Raw genomic sequence first — 14,652 nt, 5'->3', positions numbered from 1 at the left:
GAACCGGAAGACGTCGCCGCGACCGAGGCCGCCATGGTGGGGACCTCGATAACTCCCGGCACCGCCGCCGTCACCGGGACGGCCGCGTTCCTCGGTACCGCGGCCACCGGCGCCGCGGATCCGCACCGGGATTCGGTAGCCGGTTCGGGGCGGGGCAGCGGCGCGCAGATGCGCACCGGTCGCAGCAGCCGTACCGTCCGGTCCCGGCCGACCGTGCGCACGCTGGTCGCCGGGCTGGTGGAGATCCCGCCCGTGGCGCCCGCCGACCCGGCCGGCGCGGTGCTGGCCGACCCGGTCGTGGCGGAGGGGAAGCGTTTCTGCTGGCGCTGCGGGAAACCGGTGGGCCGGGCGTCGGCGGGCGGCCCGGCCACCACCCGCGGTACCTGCGCCGGTTGCGGTGCGTCCTATGATTTCCGGCCCAGCCTGGCACCGGGCGATATGGTCGCCGGACAGTACGAGGTCCAAGGCTGCCTGGCGCACGGCGGGCTCGGCTGGATCTACCTGGCCGTCGATCGCAATGTCAGCGATCGCTGGGTCGTGCTCAAAGGACTGCTGCACGCCGACGATATCGAGGCGCAGGCGGTGGCCGTCGCCGAACGTGAATTCCTCGCCGAAGTGGCACATCCCGGCATCGTGAAGATCCACAACTTCGTCGAGCACCGGCCGCATCGGGGCGAGCCGATCGGGTTCATCGTCATGGAGTACGTGGGCGGCCGGTCGCTGCGCGGCATGCTCGACGACCGCCCGCGCCCCGAGCGGATCCCGGTGGCCCAGGCCATCGCCTACATCCTCGAAGTACTCCCCGCCCTGGACTACCTGCACGCCACCGGGCTCACCTACAACGACCTCAAACCCGACAACATCATGGTCACCGAGGATCAGGTGAAACTGCTCGACCTGGGTGCCGTCGCCCCGATCGACGCCTACGGGAATCTCTACGGGACCAGGGGTTTCCAGGCACCGGAAATCGCGCGCACCGGCCCGACGGTGGCCTCCGACATCTATACCGTCGGGCGCACGCTGGCCGTGCTCACCCTGAACATCCCCACCGAGCACGGCGCCTATCGCGACGGCCTGCCGGTGCCGGAGCAGGAACCGATCCTGGCCCGCTACGAATCGTTCCACCGGCTGCTGCTGTGCGCCACCGACGCCGACCCCGACCGCCGGTTCGCCTCGGCCGGGGCGATGGCCGATCAGCTGTCGGGGGTGCTGCGCGAGATTCTCGCGCTGGACACCGGGGCCGAGCATCCGCACCGGTCGGCGGTATTCGGCAAACAGCGTTCCGCGTTCGGCACCGAGGAGTGGATCGGCCAGACCGACGCGTATACCGACGGCCTCGCACGCGATACCCGCCTGTCGGCCGCCACCGTCGCCGCGGCGCTGCCGCTGCCGCTGCCGCCCCCGGCGGATCCGGCCGCTGCCGGGTTGACCGAGACGATGCAGGCCGATCCGGACCGCGCACTCGCCGCGCTGAACGAGGCGCGCGAACAACTCGCCGCGGATCCCACGGCCGCGCCGGAGCACCTGGAGTTCGAGTTACGGCTGGCGGAGGCCCGGATACTGCTGGATCTCGACCGGGCCGGTGAGGCGAACGAACTGCTCGAGGCGATACCGCGGACCGACCGCCGGGACTGGCGGCTGGATTGGTACACCGGTATCGCGGGCCTGCGCGAGCAGGACTACGAGAAGGCGTATTCGGCGTTCGACGCGGTCCTGCGCATCCTGCCCGGGGAGCCCGCCCCGAAACTCGCGCTCGCCGCCACCGCCGAACTCGTCCTGCAGCACTGGGATCCGGATGAGACCCGGGCCTGGCGCGATTTCGCGGAGAACTTCTACGCCACCGCCTGGCGCACCGATCACGGACTGGTGAGCGCGGCCTTCGGCCTGGCCCGGCTGCTCACCGCGACCGGCCGGCACGCCGAGGCCATCACCGCGCTCGACGAGGTACCCGCTTCCTCACGCTATTTCACCACCGCCCGGATGACCGCCGTCCTGGCGCTGCTCACCAGCGCGCCGGTGGACCGGCTTCCGGAGACGGCCCTGCGCCGGGCCGGGGTCCGGGTGGAGGAACTGCCCGCGGGCGAACGGCGGGCACCGCAATTGCGGTTGCTGGTCCTGGGCAGCGCGCTGGCCTGGCTGCGCGCGGGCAACACCCCGGGGCGGCCGCGGCCCCCGCTCATGGGAGTCGCGTTCACCGAGCACGCGCTACGCGACGGCACCGAGAAGGGTTTGCGCGCACTGGCCCGATCGGCCCCCGATCGGCGCCACCGGTACGCGCTGATCGACCTCGCGAACTACATGCGGCCCACAACCTTGTTCTGAGCGCGGGCCGCTTCTTCCGGTGACCGGGCCGTCGCCGGGCCGGTCACCGGAATCGATATCAGTCGGCCCAGACCGTCTCGATCGGGGTCGCCGCGGTCGGCGGCGGGGACGGGACGGCCGCCGGGGTGCGGGAGAAGCGCGGAGCCGGGGCGTGCTGGGTGACGTTCTCCAGCTCGATCAGCGATTCACGGGCGGCGATATGCTCGTTCTCGCTCGCTTCCTCGAAGGTGAGCACCGGGGTGACGCAGGCGTCGGTACCGGCGAAGACCTCGGTCCATTCGTCGCGGGTCCGGCTGCGGAACTTCTCCGTGAAGAGTTTCTTCAGGGTGTCCTGCCCGGCGGGGTCGATCTGCATCGGCAGGTCCGCCGGGTCGAGTTCCAGCCCGGCCAGCAGCTGGGCGTAGAACTGCGGTTCGATCGCGCCGACGGCCATGTACTTACCGTCGGAGGTCTCGTAGGTGTCGTAGAACGCCATCCCGGTGTCGAGCAGGTTCGTGCCGCGTTCCGAACTCCACGAGCCCATACCGCGGAATGCCCAGATCATCTGCGAGAGCGCCAGCGTGCCGTCGATCATCGCGGAGTCGATGACCTGCCCTTTCCCGGAGCTCTGACGTTCCACCAGGGCGGCCAGGACGCCGAAGACCAGGAACATCGAACCGCCGCCGAAATCACCGACCATGTTCAGCGGCGGGACCGGGCGCTCGCCCTTGCGCCCGATCGCGTGCAGGATGCCGGTGAGGCTGATGTAGTTGATGTCGTGGCCGGCCCGATCCGACAGCGGCCCGTACTGACCCCAGCCCGTCATCCGGCCGTAGACCAGCCGCGGGTTGCGTTCCAGGGCGACGTCCGGCCCCAGGCCCATCCGCTCGGTGACGCCGGGCCGGAACCCTTCGAGCAGCACATCGGCCTTCTCCACCAGGCCGAGCACCCGTTCGATATCGGCCGGGTCCTTCAGGTTCGCCTCCACGACCTTGCGGCCACGCAGGGTGGGACGGTCGGCGCCACCGGGCAGCTGCCCGGCACGCTGAATCCGCACCACATCGGCGCCGAGGTCGGCGAGCAGCAATGCGGCATGCGGCCCCGGGCCGATCCCGGCCAGTTCGATCACGCGAATGCCCGCGAGCGGGCCCTGCTTGGCGGTGGATGGTGTAGTCACGCCTACCTCGGTTCGTCGTCGATCCAGTGTCCACCCGCGGCCGCCCGCGGGACGTATTGACAGTATGACAACAGCCGCGCCACGTCACGGGTCCGGTGCATCCGATCCGCCGATACGCGTTGTCGGTGGGCCGGCGCACACTGTCGGTATGCCCGACAGCGCGGTCGCCCACCTGGACGCGACGGATTTCGACACCGCCATCGGCCGGTGCGCGATCGGGTGGCGGGCAGACGCCGTCGCCCGTTTCGCACTGCCCGGTTACGACCCCGGCACCACTGTGACCGCTCTCGACGGCGCCCGGCGGATCCCGGCGCCCGCCCACGGCCCGCGCGCCGAGGCGATCGCCCGCATCCGAGCCCATCTCGACGGCGATCTCGACGATCTGCGCCGGATACCCCTGGACCTTACGGGCGTGCCCCGATTCCCGCTCGCGGTCTACGCCGTCACCCGGGCCATCGACCCCGGCCATACGCTCAGCTACGGCGAGGTCGCCGAACGGGCCGGCGCTGCGGGCGCCGCCCAGGCCACCGGCCAGGCCCTCGGCCGCAACCCGATCCCGCTGATCATTCCCTGCCACCGGGTCCTGGCGGCCGATCACGCACTGCACGGCTTCTCCGCGCCCGGCGGGATCGACACCAAACAGCGACTGCTGGCCATCGAGCACACCTCGGGTTTCGGCGAGCCGACCCTGTTCTGACCGCGGTACTTGACCATGCCCTTGCGGCACAGTTGAGACTGAGGTCGAGTCGGCGCGCCCGCGCCGGCGGCCCTGGCGCCCGAGGAGTGACTGGTTTATGGCGTGGAGTACTCGTCAGCTCGCGGAACTCGCCGGCACCACCGTTCGAGCGGTGCGGCACTACCACGAGGTCGGGCTGCTGGAAGAGCCCGAGCGGGGCTCCAACGGCTACAAGAAGTACAGCTCGACCCACCTGGTTCGCGTACTTCGTATCAAACGGCTCGCGGACCTGGGCATACCGCTCTCACAGATCGCCGCCATGGATGGTGCCGAGGAACATCCGGAGGAAGCATTGCGCACATTGGACGCCGAACTCGCCGCGACCATCGAGCGTCTCCAGCGGATCCGGGTGGAACTCGCCCTGATCCTGCGGCAGGGCGCCGCCACCGATCTTCCGCCCGAGATCGACGCGGTCGCCTCCGAACTCAGCGCGGCCGACCGCGATTACACCGTGATCCTCACCCGGGTGCTCGGTCCCACCGGCCTCGGCGCGCTACGGGAACTGTTGACCGACGACAGCTACCGGACCACCTTCGCCGCTTTCGACGATCTCACCCCGGAAACCGACGCACGCACCCGGTCCGAACTGGCCGTGGAGCTGGCGCCACATGTCCGCGACCTGCTCGCCGACCACCCCACCCTGAGCGAACAGCACAAGGATTCGCCGCTGGGGGCCGAACGCGCGGCACACACCATTGCCGTCGCGGTCCACGACCTCTACAACGAAGCCCAGATCGACGTCCTGGTCCAGGTGAATCAACTGCTCGAAGCCGAGCGGAACGCCGAATCCTGAGCCGTGCGGGCGGTGCCGCACCCCGCCCCGCACCGACGGCGCCGGTCCGCCGCTCACCGATCGGTCAGCGACCCGCCCGCGGCTCGCCACTCGATCAGGCCGCGACTCATATTCACCGCATCGAAACCATTCTCCACCAGCAGATTCGCCGCACCGGCGGAGCGGAGACCGCCGGTGCAGAAGGCGATGAGCAGCCGGTCGTCGGGCAATTCGACGCAGCGGTCGGGCAATACTTCCAGCGGCATATGCACCGCGCCCGGGATATGCACCCGGTTCCATTCGAACTCACGACGGACGTCGACGACCAGCGCGCCTTCGGCCACGAGGCGAATCGCCTCGGCGGCGGTGATGGCCGGTGGCCGATGGAGATAGTGCCGGAACTTCATGCGCTGCGAACTTCCCCCCGCACAGTGACAACGGCGAGTGGCCGGCGCCGCGAGGATGCGGTGCGCCCCTGCACCACGGCGAAAGTGACTCCGGCCACCGGGCCCACGAAGAGGAGGCCCGCCACGACATGGGCGGCCTGCAACAGGGATTCCATAACCTTCAGAGTAACTGAAGGCTATGGACCGCCCGCTGCCATTCGCGTCATCACGGCGCGCAGCGCCTCGGTCAGCTCGGGATACTGCGGCGCGAACTCCGCATCCAGCCGGGTCACCACCTCGGCGGCCCGGGCCAGCAGCTCCTCCCCCGCGGCGGTGACACGCAGGGTCGAGGCGGACCCGGCGTGCGCGGTCGTATCGTCGACGAACCCGGCATCGACGAACCCCGCGACGGCGGTATGCGCGCTCTGCACAGTGATCCGGGACCGCCGGGCGAGTTCGCTGAACGAGATGCCCGGAGTCGCGCGGATATGCCCCAGCAGCCCGTACTTACGAGTGGTCAGTCCGAGCGGTTTCAGCCCCTCGGCGAACCCGGCCTCCCAGACCCGGCCCACCGTCAGCAGCATCACTGTCGGACTGAAGGGTGGCGGTTCCGGCATGAGAGCAGGCTACTGTTCGCCCGAGCCCACGTCGGCGGCGTCCGCCGACCGCGCCGCGATCAGCACGAAAGTGGACTGACGTCAGCGATTTTCGCCGCTACCGTGGGTTATGGAGATTTTCAGCTGGATCCTGGCGCTGGTGGCGGTGATCGGCATCGTCACTTTCTTCGTCACGGATCGCCGCAATCGGCAGACCGGGAAGCGCCGCGGACGCAGGGGCCTGCGGTCGGGAGGTTCCGGTGCGGCGTCGGCACCCTGGTTCTTCGGGGGTTCCGACGGCGGCAGCGGTGGTTCCGACGGAGGTGGTGGCGGCTGCGGCGGAGGCAGCAGCTGTGGGGGCGGGGGTGGAGGCGGAGGTGGAGGCTGCGGTGGAGGCGGAGGCGGCGGCTGACCCGCCGACCCGCGCGCATCCCTCCGGCAGCACCGCCCGGAGCCGGTCGCGGACCCTCCCCGCCCTCGCGGACTATCGTGGCCGGAAGGGCAGCGGACCAGGAGTGACGATATGAAGATCCGATTCGGCGTCGGCACGGGCTCCACCACCCCGACCGCGGAGCTACCGGCCCTCGTGGACCGGCTGGAGAGTGCGGGCGTGGATTCGCTCTGGTTCTCCGAACTCATCCGGTCGCCGGCCGTGGATCCGGTGGTGGGGATGGCGTTCGCGCTCTCGCGCACCACTCATCTGAAGGTCGGCACCTCGGTCGCCATTCTGCCCGGTCGCCATCCCGTACTGGTCGCCAAACAATTGACGTCGCTGGCCGCCCTCGCGCCACGCCGGGTGCTGCCGGTATTCGGATTACAGCCGGCGAGCCCGGAAGAACGCGACCTGTTCCCGGTCCCCGGCCGCCGCGGCGCGGTCTTCGATGAATCGCTGCGGCTTTTGCGTGCCGCTCTGGACTCCGACGAGGTGTCCTTCGACGGCGACTATTTCACGGTGCACGGGACAGGCGTCGGCACCCGCCCCGCGCGACCGCTGGATATCTGGCTCGGCGGGCGCGCCCCGGCGGCCTACCGGCGAATCGGCCGGTACGCCGACGGCTGGCTGGGCAGTTTCGTCGCACCGGCCGACGCCGCGACCGCGGTGCGCACGATCAACGCCGAGGCGGCGGCCGCCGGACGCGAGATCGAAGCCGACCATTTCGGGATAACCCTGTTGCTGGCCGAGAGCGGTATCCCGGCCGAACTCGCCGCGGGCATCCGGGCGCAACGCCCCGAAGCCGATCCGGCCGAGCTGGTGGCGGGCAGCTGGCCGGACCTGCACCGTCTCATCGATGGATATCTGGCAGCCGGGCTGACCAAATTCGTGGTCGTCGCGGCCGACGGTAAACCGGTGGAAGGTTTCCTGGACCGGTTCGTCACCGAACTGCTGCCACGTCAGAACTGACCTCGGCGGCCGCGCACGGTCGCCGGAGATCGGCGCCCTGTCACACTCCGGACTGCCATGACGTCCACCCGGTCACATCAACGGCTCGATCACTGCGGTGACGAGTCCCAGCGCAGTGGCCCGGGACGCGGGCCCGGCTGCGGCGCCCTCCGCGTAGTAGCTCAGAAACGCCTCATGGAAGCAGGCGCCGACCAGCAGTGATGCGACGGCCTCCGGGTCCGCGCCGGCCGCGATCCGGCCGAGTTCCTGCTCGGCGCGCAGATACTGGGCGAACGCGGTGACCGCCTTGTCCGGGCCGGCGTCGTGTTCCCGCATCGCGGTGCGGTGGGCGGCCATCCGCCGTGGGTCCGCCAACAGCGCGCCGAGCATCGGGATGGATTCCCGGTAGAAGCCGAGGGCCGCGTGGGCGAGTTCGGTGAGATTATCCGCCACCACACCACTGCCCGGTCGCACCGCACCGCGCGCCGGTCCGGGCAGTCGTTCCCGCAGCACGGCCAGCAGCAACTGCTCCTTGTCGCCGAAGTATTTGTACAGCGTCGGCTCGGAAACGCCGGTGGCCTGCGCGATCTCCTTGGTGGTCGCATGGGCGACCCCTCTGGTCCGCAGTAGATCGGCGGCGGCGTCGAGGATCCGCTCCCGCGTGCTCACACCCGTCCTCCTCGTTGTGACCTTGACAGGTTAGTGAACACTAGCGCATTCTGTGGCTAGTGTTCACTAACCACGCTCGACCTGGAGGACTACCCATGCGTCTCGGCATTTCCGGCCGTCGGCGGCAGATCCTGATCGCCGTATCCGTTGTGTTGGCCACCGTCCTCGGCGCTGCCGGCGCGGTCGGCTACCTCACCTTCGTCCGCTCACCGGCCGACGCCCCCGGCAAGGCGTGCCGGGACGGCCGCCCGGCGCACGACGGACCGGTCGTCGTCGCCGCGGGCGCCAGCATGACCCAGGGCACCCTGGGCGCGGACTGGGTCGGAGCGCTGCGAGAGCGCCCGGAGTTCGCCGGCCACCGCTTCGTCAACGCGGGCGTCAACGGAGACACCGCCGCGGACCTGCTGGACCGGCTCGACAGCGATGTCCTCGCCTGCCGCCCCGATACGGTCGTCGTTCTGGTCGGCACCAATGATGTTCGCGGCGAGACCCCGCTCGACGAGTACCGCGACCACCTCGACGCGATCGTCGGACGACTCACCGCGGCGGGCGGAATCCGGGTGGCGCTGATGTCGCTGCCCCCGATGGGCGAGGACCTCGACACCCGGATCAACCACGAACTCGCCGACTACAACCGGATCATCGCCGAAACCGCCGCGCACCACGATATCGACTATCTGCCGCTGCACGAACGGATGTCCGACCTCGTCCGTCGAGAGGGAAACCCACGCTCGGACAACGATTTCAGTTTCGCTCTGGCGTTCGGCGCGGCCACCCGGCACTACCTTTTCCGGCAGAGCTGGGACCAGGCGGCACACAGCAACGGACTGAACATCTTCGTCGACAACATCCATCTCAGCGACCGCGGCGGCGCGGTCGTCATCGACCTCGTCTCCCACTGGCTCGCCTCCGCCGGACACTGATCCGGAGTCGGCCGCCGAAGCCGGGGTCACCGGATGACGACACCGGACGAGTCGACAGATCAGGGGTTTCACCGATCCACGAGGGCCGGCGATCCGGGATAGGTTGGACCTGTGAGCGTATGGGGAGAAATCGTTGTCGGCCTGGTGATCCTGGTCGGGCTGATCGGCATCGTGGTGCCGATTCTGCCGGGGGTGATCCTGATCTTCGGGGCGATAGCCGTCTGGGCTTTTCTCACCGGCGGCACCACGGCCTGGGTGGTCCTGGGGATCGCCACCGTACTGCTCGTCATCTCCGGCGTCGTGAAATACACCTGGCCGGGACAGAAACTCAAGGACGCCGGGGTGCCGAACCGCACCCTGCTGCTGGGTGGGCTCGCGGGTATCGCCGGCTTCTTCCTGATCCCGGTGGTCGGGCTGTTCGTGGGATTCGTGGTGGGCGTGTACCTCTCGGAGCTGCTGCGCCTGCCCGACAACCGGCAGGCGTGGACGTCGAGCAAGCACGCGCTCAAAGGTGTGGGGCTGTCGATCCTGGTGGAGTTGTTCGGCGCACTGCTGGCCACCGGAGTGTGGGTGGGCGGCGCGATCGCGGCCTGAGCCGCCGGTACCGCCGGAGCCTCAGCGCCGCCCGGGCGGGCGGCCGATGATCGGCAGCGGGCGCGTGGTGCCGTCGGTGGGCGCGCCGCCGTTCTCCGGAAGCGGCGGAACCAGTAGCGGCAGTGTGGGAGCCGGATCCTCGATATGCCGCTCGACCGCGGGCAGACCGTAGAAGGCGCGGGCGTTGTCCTCGAGCACCGCGTGCATATCGGTGCCCACCACATCACAGATCAGATCCACATCCGACTCCCGGAACGGGCGGCCCGCCCGGGTGCCGGGCAGATCGCTGCCGAACATGAGGGCCTCGGGATTGACCGCGTGGATACGCCGCAGGGCGGTCGCGATATCCAGATCCACCCGCCCGAAACCGGTCGCCTTCACCCGCGCACCCCGGTCGACCAGATTCAGCAGATACGACAGCCCTTCCTCGGACATCCCGAGGTGATCGACGGAAACCTTCGGCAGTTTCAGGATCACCGGCTGCAGCGACGCCAGCATCTGGCCGTCCACATAGATCTCCACATGCCAGCCGGCCAGTTCGTGGGCGCGCAACGCCTGCCGGGTCATACTCGTGATATCGGCGGCGGCGCGTTTGAGGTTGAACCGCACCGCCCGTACCCCGGCCTCGTGCAGGTCGAGGATCTCGGAATCGGAGGCGTCCAGATCCAGCCTGGTCACCCCCACCCAGCCGGGCCCCAGCTCGGCCAGCGCCGCACGCAGGTAGCTCTGGTCGTTCCCCTGGAACGACGCGCTGACCACAGCACCGCCCGAAGGCTCGAACCGCACCATCCGGCGCCGGTAGTCGGCGACGGTATAGGGCTCCGGCAGGTAGCCCTCGTTCTCGATCAGCGGAAAACGCGGATCGATGATGTGCACATGGGCATCGAACACTGATACAGCATGCCTGACGGATCGGGGCGCCCGCTCCTCCCAGCGCTGAAGCGGTAGGAGCGGGCCGCGATTCATACCTTGTGCGGTTCGCTCGCGCGCAGCATGTCCTCGCGCTCGACGACCTTGACCCGCTCCCGGCCCTCGGGCTCGCCCAGCGACCGCTCGTGGGCATCGAGCCGGTACCAGCCCGCCCAGGTGGTGAACGGGATGCCCCGGCCCTCCAGGAACTCCAGTACCGCTTCCGGCTCCGGGTTCTCGGCGGCGGCGAACGCGGTGGCGTCGTCGAGCAGGCAGGCCACGGTCTCGTTGGCATCGCCCTTGGTGTGGCCGATCAGGCCGACCGGGCCGCGCTTGATCCACCCGGTCACATAGGTGCCGGACATATAACGCGCAGCGCCGTCGGCATTCTCGTCGACCAGCACACGGCCGGCCTCGTTCGGGATGACGCCCGCCTGATCGTCGAACGGCAACTCCGAGATGTTCTGCGACAGATACCCCACCGCGCGGTACACCGACTGCACATCCCAATCCTTGAACGTGCCGGTGCCCTTCACGTTGCCGGTGCCGTCGAGCTGGGTGCGCTCGGTCCGCAGGCCCACGACCCGGCCGTCCTCCCCCAGGATTTCGGACGGGGATTCGAAGAAGTGCAGGAACAGCTTGTGCGGACGATCGCCCTGGTCCCGGATCGCCCACTGCTCCAGCGTATTGGCGACCATATCGACCTGCTTGGAATGCCGACGCGCCGCTTCGGAGCCCTCGTCGTAGTCGATGTCCTCCGGGTCGACGATCACCTCGATCGTCGGCGAATGATCCAGCTCGCGCAGCTCCAGCGGAGTGAATTTCGCCTGCGCCGGACCGCGCCGCCCGAACACGTGCACCTCGACGGCCTTGTTCCCCTTCAGGCCCTCGTAGACGTTCGGCGGGATCTCGGTCGGCAGCAGTTCGTCACTGGTCTTGGCCAGCACGCGCGCCACATCCAGCGCGACATTGCCGACGCCCAGCACCGCGACCTTCTCCGCGTCCAGCGGCCAGGTCCGCGGCACATCCGGGTGGCCGTCGTACCAGGACACGAAATCGGCGGCACCGTAGGAGCCGTCCAGATCGATACCCGGGATCGGCAGCGCACGGTCGGCGTTGGCGCCGGTGGAGAAGATCACCGCGTCGTAGAAACGCTTCAGATCCGAGAGGGTGATATCGGTGCCGTAGTCGATATTGCCCAGCAGGCGGACCTGTTCTTTGTCCAGCACCTTGTGCAGCGCGGTCACGATCCCCTTGATCCGGGGATGGTCCGGCGCCACGCCGTAGCGGATCAACCCGAACGGAGCGGGCATCCGCTCGAACAGATCGATCGACACCTCCGCATCCGACTTCATCAGTGCGTCGGCGGCATAGATCCCGGCCGGACCGGCTCCCACGATCGCGATCCGAAGCGGGCGGTTCGCTTCCTTCTGCTCGGTCATCAGTTACGCGCACCCTTATCGGTCGAGAGAATCACTGGCGTTGTTGTTAGCTTAGGCTAAGTTGACGCGTGGCTTGTATGCACCTCATCCCGCCTTCCGCGGGCGGCTCGTCGGCCATAGGTCTTCCCACGTCTCCGCGGTCACTGCTGTGCGGCAGCACCCGGTCTCCCCCGATTCTATCGGGGTGCGGGCACAAGCCGATGCGGGGACCAGGGATGATCGTCTGCATGAGCGATCCCGGACCCACCGAGGAGCAGCCGGCCGCCGGATCGGGCGGCGACGAGGCACCGCGCACGATCACCCCGTTCGTCGTGGCCGCGGTACTCGCGGCCCTTGTCCTGGGCGGCGTGCTGATCGCCGGGCTGGTGGCGCCCGCTGAGAAAAATGTCACAGAATCCGACCGGATCGCCGGAGCGGTCCGCGAGTTCGGCGACGCGAGCAGCCGCTTCGGGCCCGAACCACCACGGGAGGCGGTCTGCCCCGGTTTCGTTCCCGCCCGCTCGCCGCTGGCCGGGCAGCTGAAACCCGGCGAAACCGGGAAGGACGTCGAAATCGAGAGATTCGGCCCCGTGCAGGTCAACGGCGAAACGGCGACCATCGAGGTGACCAGCCGAGTCGAAGGCGAGGAGAGAACCGCGACATGGTGGCTCTTCCACTCCGACGGCGAGTGGCTGGTGTGCAACCAACCGGTGGAATGACGTCGCCGAGAGCGTCAACCGGGGTTTGACAGGTCGGGGCGCGCCGGGGCAATCTCATGCATTAGGTCATGAGTGCCAGCGCCAAGCCCCGGCTCGCTGGTCGGCAACCCTCCTCCGCGGTGGGGTGCTCCGGGTGACGACCTGGCGTGCATCGAACGGATGCGGCAAGTGCGGATTCGCAGGAGGTATCACGTATGAGTTACGCAGGGGATATCGATCCGAAGCAGGCATGGGAACTGCTGACCGGGCACCCCGACGCCGTCCTGGTGGACGTGCGCACCGAAGCCGAATGGAAATTCGTCGGAGTGCCCGACACCAGCGGAATCGCCACACCGACCCTGCTGGTGGAGTGGGTCGATTCCACCGGCACCCGCAACGCCGGCTTCCTGGACCAGTTGCGCCACTCCCTCAACGACCGCCCGGCGGACGCACCGGTCGTGTTCCTGTGCCGGTCCGGCCAGCGTTCGGCGCACGCGGCCGCCGCCGCGACCGCCGCGGGCATCGCACCCTCGTACAACGTCACCGAAGGCTTCGAAGGACCGCTGGACGAACTCGGCCACCGCGGCGGATCGGGCTGGCGAGCGCACGGCCTGCCCTGGCGGCAGTCGTGATCGGCGGCGGCGCGTTCGAACGCGCCCTGCCCGACGGCGTGGGACCGGCGACACTCGGCGTCCGCGGCGGACTCAACCGCTCCGGTTTCGAAGAGACCTCCGAGGCGCTCTACCTGAACTCGGGATTCGTCTACGCCAGCGCCGAGGACGCCGAAGCCGCCTTCACCGGCGATCTCCCGCATTTCGTCTACTCCCGCTACGGCAACCCGACCGTGGAGATGTTCCAGGAACGGATGCGGTTGCTCGACGGCGCCGAAGCCTGTTTCGCCACCGCCAGCGGCATGGCCGCGGTTTTCGTCGCCCTCGGCGCCCTGCTGAAGGCCGGCGACCGGCTGGTGGCGGCCCGCAGCCTGTTCGGATCATGTTTCGTGGTCTGCAACGAGATCCTGCCGCGCTGGGGTGTGGAAACCGTCTTCGTCGACGGTGAAGACCTCGACCAGTGGGAGGCGGCGCTGTCCGTACCCACCACCGCGGTGTTCTTCGAAACCCCCGCCAACCCGATGCAGACGCTCGTCGACGTGCGCAAGGTCAGCGAACTCGCGCACGCCGCCGGCGCCCAGGTGGTCCTGGACAACGTCTTCGCCACCCCGCTGCTGCAACGCGGATTCGACCTCGACGCCGATGTGCTCGTGTACTCGGGCACCAAACACATCGACGGCCAGGGCCGTGTCCTCGGCGGCGCGATCCTCGGCACCGCCGAATACATCGACGGCCCGGTCAAGACGCTGATGCGCCACACCGGCCCCGCACTCAGCCCGTTCAACGCGTGGACCCTGCTCAAGGGCCTCGAAACCATGCCGCTGCGCGTACGGCAGTCCACCGACTCGGCGCTACGCATCGCCCGCTACCTGGACGAACACCCGGCCGTGGAATGGGTGCGCTACCCGTTCCTCGACACCCACCCGCAATACGCCCTGGCCAAATCCCAGATGAGCGGCGGCGGCACCGTGGTCACCTTCGAACTGAAGGCCAACGCGGGCGAAGCCAAGAAACGGGCCTTCGAAGTACTCAACGGCCTGCGCATCATCGACATCTCCAACAACCTGGGCGACGCGAAATCCCTCATCACCCACCCGGCGACCACCACCCACCGGGCGATGGGCCCGGAGGGTCGCGCCGGAATCGGACTGTCGGACGGGGTGGTACGCCTCTCGGTCGGCCTGGAAGACCTCGAAGACCTACTCGGCGACCTCGACCAAGCGCTGTAATTTTGGAGCGCCTCCGCCGCGGAGGAGTGTGATTTTGGATCGGCCCCTCCGCGAAGGGTGGGGGAGGTGGGTTGAAGCGACCCCACCGCGAAGGAAGGGTTCGGATCGACCCCTCCGCCAAGGGTCGGGCTGTAATTTTGGAGCGGCTCCGCCGCTCGAGGGTGGGGCCCTATTAACCCGGTTCTTCACTCCCGCCGGTCAGTCGCTGCGCTCCCTCCCTCTGGTCGCTCCAGAACCGGGCGGGCCCCA

16 protein-coding genes and 1 riboswitch are annotated in these 14,652 nt (G+C 68.9%); of the genes, 9 read left to right on the top strand and 7 right to left on the bottom strand.

Annotated elements, in window-relative coordinates; genetic code table 11:
- Positions 1–33 precede the first annotated feature (33 nt).
- Positions 34–2,322 carry a tetratricopeptide repeat protein gene (locus AB0F41_RS17795; RefSeq protein ID WP_357425170.1) on the top strand — a complete coding sequence of 763 codons (2,289 nt, stop codon included), beginning with the start codon at positions 34–36 and terminating at the stop codon, positions 2,320–2,322.
- A 58-nt stretch (positions 2,323–2,380) separates the two neighbouring features.
- On the opposite strand, the gene AB0F41_RS17790 is transcribed toward AB0F41_RS17795, so the two are convergent.
- On the bottom strand, positions 2,381–3,478 hold the full coding sequence (locus tag AB0F41_RS17790; protein WP_357425018.1) for a CaiB/BaiF CoA-transferase family protein: 1,098 nt from the start codon (positions 3,476–3,478) through the stop codon (positions 2,381–2,383).
- Between the two features lie 148 nt (positions 3,479–3,626).
- Here AB0F41_RS17790 and AB0F41_RS17785 point away from each other — a divergent pair, with 148 nt between their 5' ends.
- Together AB0F41_RS17785 and AB0F41_RS17780 are read left to right on the top strand one after the other, a co-directional pair.
- Complete coding sequence (locus AB0F41_RS17785; protein WP_357425016.1) at positions 3,627–4,175, top strand: methylated-DNA--[protein]-cysteine S-methyltransferase; 549 nt, start codon at positions 3,627–3,629, stop codon at positions 4,173–4,175.
- A gap of 97 nt (positions 4,176–4,272) precedes the next feature.
- Complete coding sequence (locus AB0F41_RS17780; protein WP_357425014.1) at positions 4,273–5,007, top strand: MerR family transcriptional regulator; 735 nt, start codon at positions 4,273–4,275, stop codon at positions 5,005–5,007.
- 53 nt (positions 5,008–5,060) lie between these two features.
- On the opposite strand, the gene AB0F41_RS17775 is transcribed toward AB0F41_RS17780, so the two are convergent.
- The 3 genes from AB0F41_RS17775 to AB0F41_RS17765 are packed head-to-tail and all read right to left on the bottom strand — an operon-like array spanning position 5,061 to position 5,989.
- Positions 5,061–5,393 carry a rhodanese-like domain-containing protein gene (locus AB0F41_RS17775; RefSeq protein ID WP_357425012.1) on the bottom strand — a complete coding sequence of 111 codons (333 nt, stop codon included), beginning with the start codon at positions 5,391–5,393 and terminating at the stop codon, positions 5,061–5,063.
- Positions 5,390–5,548: a hypothetical protein gene (locus AB0F41_RS17770; protein ID WP_357425010.1), complete on the bottom strand. Its 159-nt coding sequence runs from the start codon at positions 5,546–5,548 to the stop codon at positions 5,390–5,392. Before AB0F41_RS17770 ends, AB0F41_RS17775 begins: the two co-directional genes overlap by 4 nt.
- A 21-nt stretch (positions 5,549–5,569) precedes the next feature.
- The gene (locus tag AB0F41_RS17765) at positions 5,570–5,989 is read right to left on the bottom strand and encodes a MarR family winged helix-turn-helix transcriptional regulator (protein ID WP_357425008.1); all 420 of its coding nucleotides are present in this window, start codon (positions 5,987–5,989) and stop codon (positions 5,570–5,572) included.
- Positions 5,990–6,491: 502 nt separating this feature from the next.
- On the opposite strand from AB0F41_RS17765, the gene AB0F41_RS17760 reads away from it, so the two are divergent.
- The gene (locus tag AB0F41_RS17760) at positions 6,492–7,370 is read left to right on the top strand and encodes a TIGR03854 family LLM class F420-dependent oxidoreductase (protein ID WP_357425006.1); all 879 of its coding nucleotides are present in this window, start codon (positions 6,492–6,494) and stop codon (positions 7,368–7,370) included.
- Between the two features lie 72 nt (positions 7,371–7,442).
- Here AB0F41_RS17760 and AB0F41_RS17755 read toward each other — a convergent pair whose 3' ends face one another.
- Positions 7,443–8,018 (bottom strand): TetR/AcrR family transcriptional regulator, encoded by a 576-nt coding sequence (locus AB0F41_RS17755; RefSeq protein ID WP_357425004.1) that lies wholly within the window; start codon positions 8,016–8,018, stop codon positions 7,443–7,445.
- Positions 8,019–8,113: 95 nt separating this feature from the next.
- Between AB0F41_RS17755 and AB0F41_RS17750 the strand changes: the two genes are divergently transcribed.
- Complete coding sequence (locus AB0F41_RS17750) at positions 8,114–8,941, top strand: GDSL-type esterase/lipase family protein (RefSeq protein ID WP_357425002.1); 828 nt, start codon at positions 8,114–8,116, stop codon at positions 8,939–8,941.
- 111 nt (positions 8,942–9,052) lie between these two features.
- The gene (locus AB0F41_RS17745; protein ID WP_357425000.1) at positions 9,053–9,535 is read left to right on the top strand and encodes a DUF456 domain-containing protein; all 483 of its coding nucleotides are present in this window, start codon (positions 9,053–9,055) and stop codon (positions 9,533–9,535) included.
- A gap of 21 nt (positions 9,536–9,556) precedes the next feature.
- Here the strand turns inward: AB0F41_RS17745 and AB0F41_RS17740 are convergent, their stop codons facing one another.
- Complete coding sequence (locus AB0F41_RS17740; RefSeq protein WP_357424999.1) at positions 9,557–10,426, bottom strand: amidohydrolase family protein; 870 nt, start codon at positions 10,424–10,426, stop codon at positions 9,557–9,559.
- Between the two features lie 71 nt (positions 10,427–10,497).
- Positions 10,498–11,886, bottom strand: a complete 1,389-nt coding sequence (locus AB0F41_RS17735; protein ID WP_357424997.1) for an FAD-dependent oxidoreductase — start codon at positions 11,884–11,886, stop codon at positions 10,498–10,500.
- A gap of 227 nt (positions 11,887–12,113) precedes the next feature.
- On the opposite strand from AB0F41_RS17735, the gene AB0F41_RS17730 reads away from it, so the two are divergent.
- The 3 genes from AB0F41_RS17730 (at position 12,114) to AB0F41_RS17720 (ending at position 14,403) form a co-directional block, all read left to right on the top strand.
- The gene (locus tag AB0F41_RS17730; protein WP_357424995.1) at positions 12,114–12,584 is read left to right on the top strand and encodes a hypothetical protein; all 471 of its coding nucleotides are present in this window, start codon (positions 12,114–12,116) and stop codon (positions 12,582–12,584) included.
- A 64-nt stretch (positions 12,585–12,648) separates the two neighbouring features.
- Positions 12,649–12,761, top strand: a riboswitch (SAM riboswitch).
- A gap of 17 nt (positions 12,762–12,778) precedes the next feature.
- Positions 12,779–13,195, top strand: coding sequence for a rhodanese-like domain-containing protein (locus AB0F41_RS17725; protein WP_357424993.1), 417 nt, complete (start codon positions 12,779–12,781; stop codon positions 13,193–13,195).
- Positions 13,192–14,403 carry an O-succinylhomoserine sulfhydrylase gene (locus tag AB0F41_RS17720; RefSeq protein ID WP_357424991.1) on the top strand — a complete coding sequence of 404 codons (1,212 nt, stop codon included), beginning with the start codon at positions 13,192–13,194 and terminating at the stop codon, positions 14,401–14,403. Before AB0F41_RS17725 ends, AB0F41_RS17720 begins: the two co-directional genes overlap by 4 nt.
- Positions 14,404–14,652 lie beyond the last annotated feature (249 nt).

Source organism: Nocardia sp. NPDC024068 (assembly GCF_040638875.1).
Lineage (GTDB): Bacteria > Actinomycetota > Actinomycetes > Mycobacteriales > Mycobacteriaceae > Nocardia.
Note: the sequence above shows the minus strand (reverse complement) of the source record. Positions and strands in the feature narration are given on the sequence as shown.

Bases quoted from the DNA above. Each gene is read 5' to 3' on its own strand.
- AB0F41_RS17795 (WP_357425170.1), top strand. From the start codon at position 34: ATGGTGGGGACCTCGATAACTCCCGGCACCGCCGCCGTCACCGGGACG.
- AB0F41_RS17785 (WP_357425016.1), top strand. From the start codon at position 3,627: ATGCCCGACAGCGCGGTCGCCCACCTGGACGCGACGGATTTCGACACC.
- AB0F41_RS17780 (WP_357425014.1), top strand. From the start codon at position 4,273: ATGGCGTGGAGTACTCGTCAGCTCGCGGAACTCGCCGGCACCACCGTT.
- AB0F41_RS17775 (WP_357425012.1), bottom strand. From the start codon at position 5,393: ATGAAGTTCCGGCACTATCTCCATCGGCCACCGGCCATCACCGCCGCC.
- AB0F41_RS17770 (WP_357425010.1), bottom strand. From the start codon at position 5,548: ATGGAATCCCTGTTGCAGGCCGCCCATGTCGTGGCGGGCCTCCTCTTC.
- AB0F41_RS17765 (WP_357425008.1), bottom strand. From the start codon at position 5,989: ATGCCGGAACCGCCACCCTTCAGTCCGACAGTGATGCTGCTGACGGTG.
- AB0F41_RS17760 (WP_357425006.1), top strand. From the start codon at position 6,492: ATGAAGATCCGATTCGGCGTCGGCACGGGCTCCACCACCCCGACCGCG.
- AB0F41_RS17750 (WP_357425002.1), top strand. From the start codon at position 8,114: ATGCGTCTCGGCATTTCCGGCCGTCGGCGGCAGATCCTGATCGCCGTA.
- AB0F41_RS17735 (WP_357424997.1), bottom strand. From the start codon at position 11,886: ATGACCGAGCAGAAGGAAGCGAACCGCCCGCTTCGGATCGCGATCGTG.
- AB0F41_RS17730 (WP_357424995.1), top strand. From the start codon at position 12,114: ATGAGCGATCCCGGACCCACCGAGGAGCAGCCGGCCGCCGGATCGGGC.
- AB0F41_RS17725 (WP_357424993.1), top strand. From the start codon at position 12,779: ATGAGTTACGCAGGGGATATCGATCCGAAGCAGGCATGGGAACTGCTG.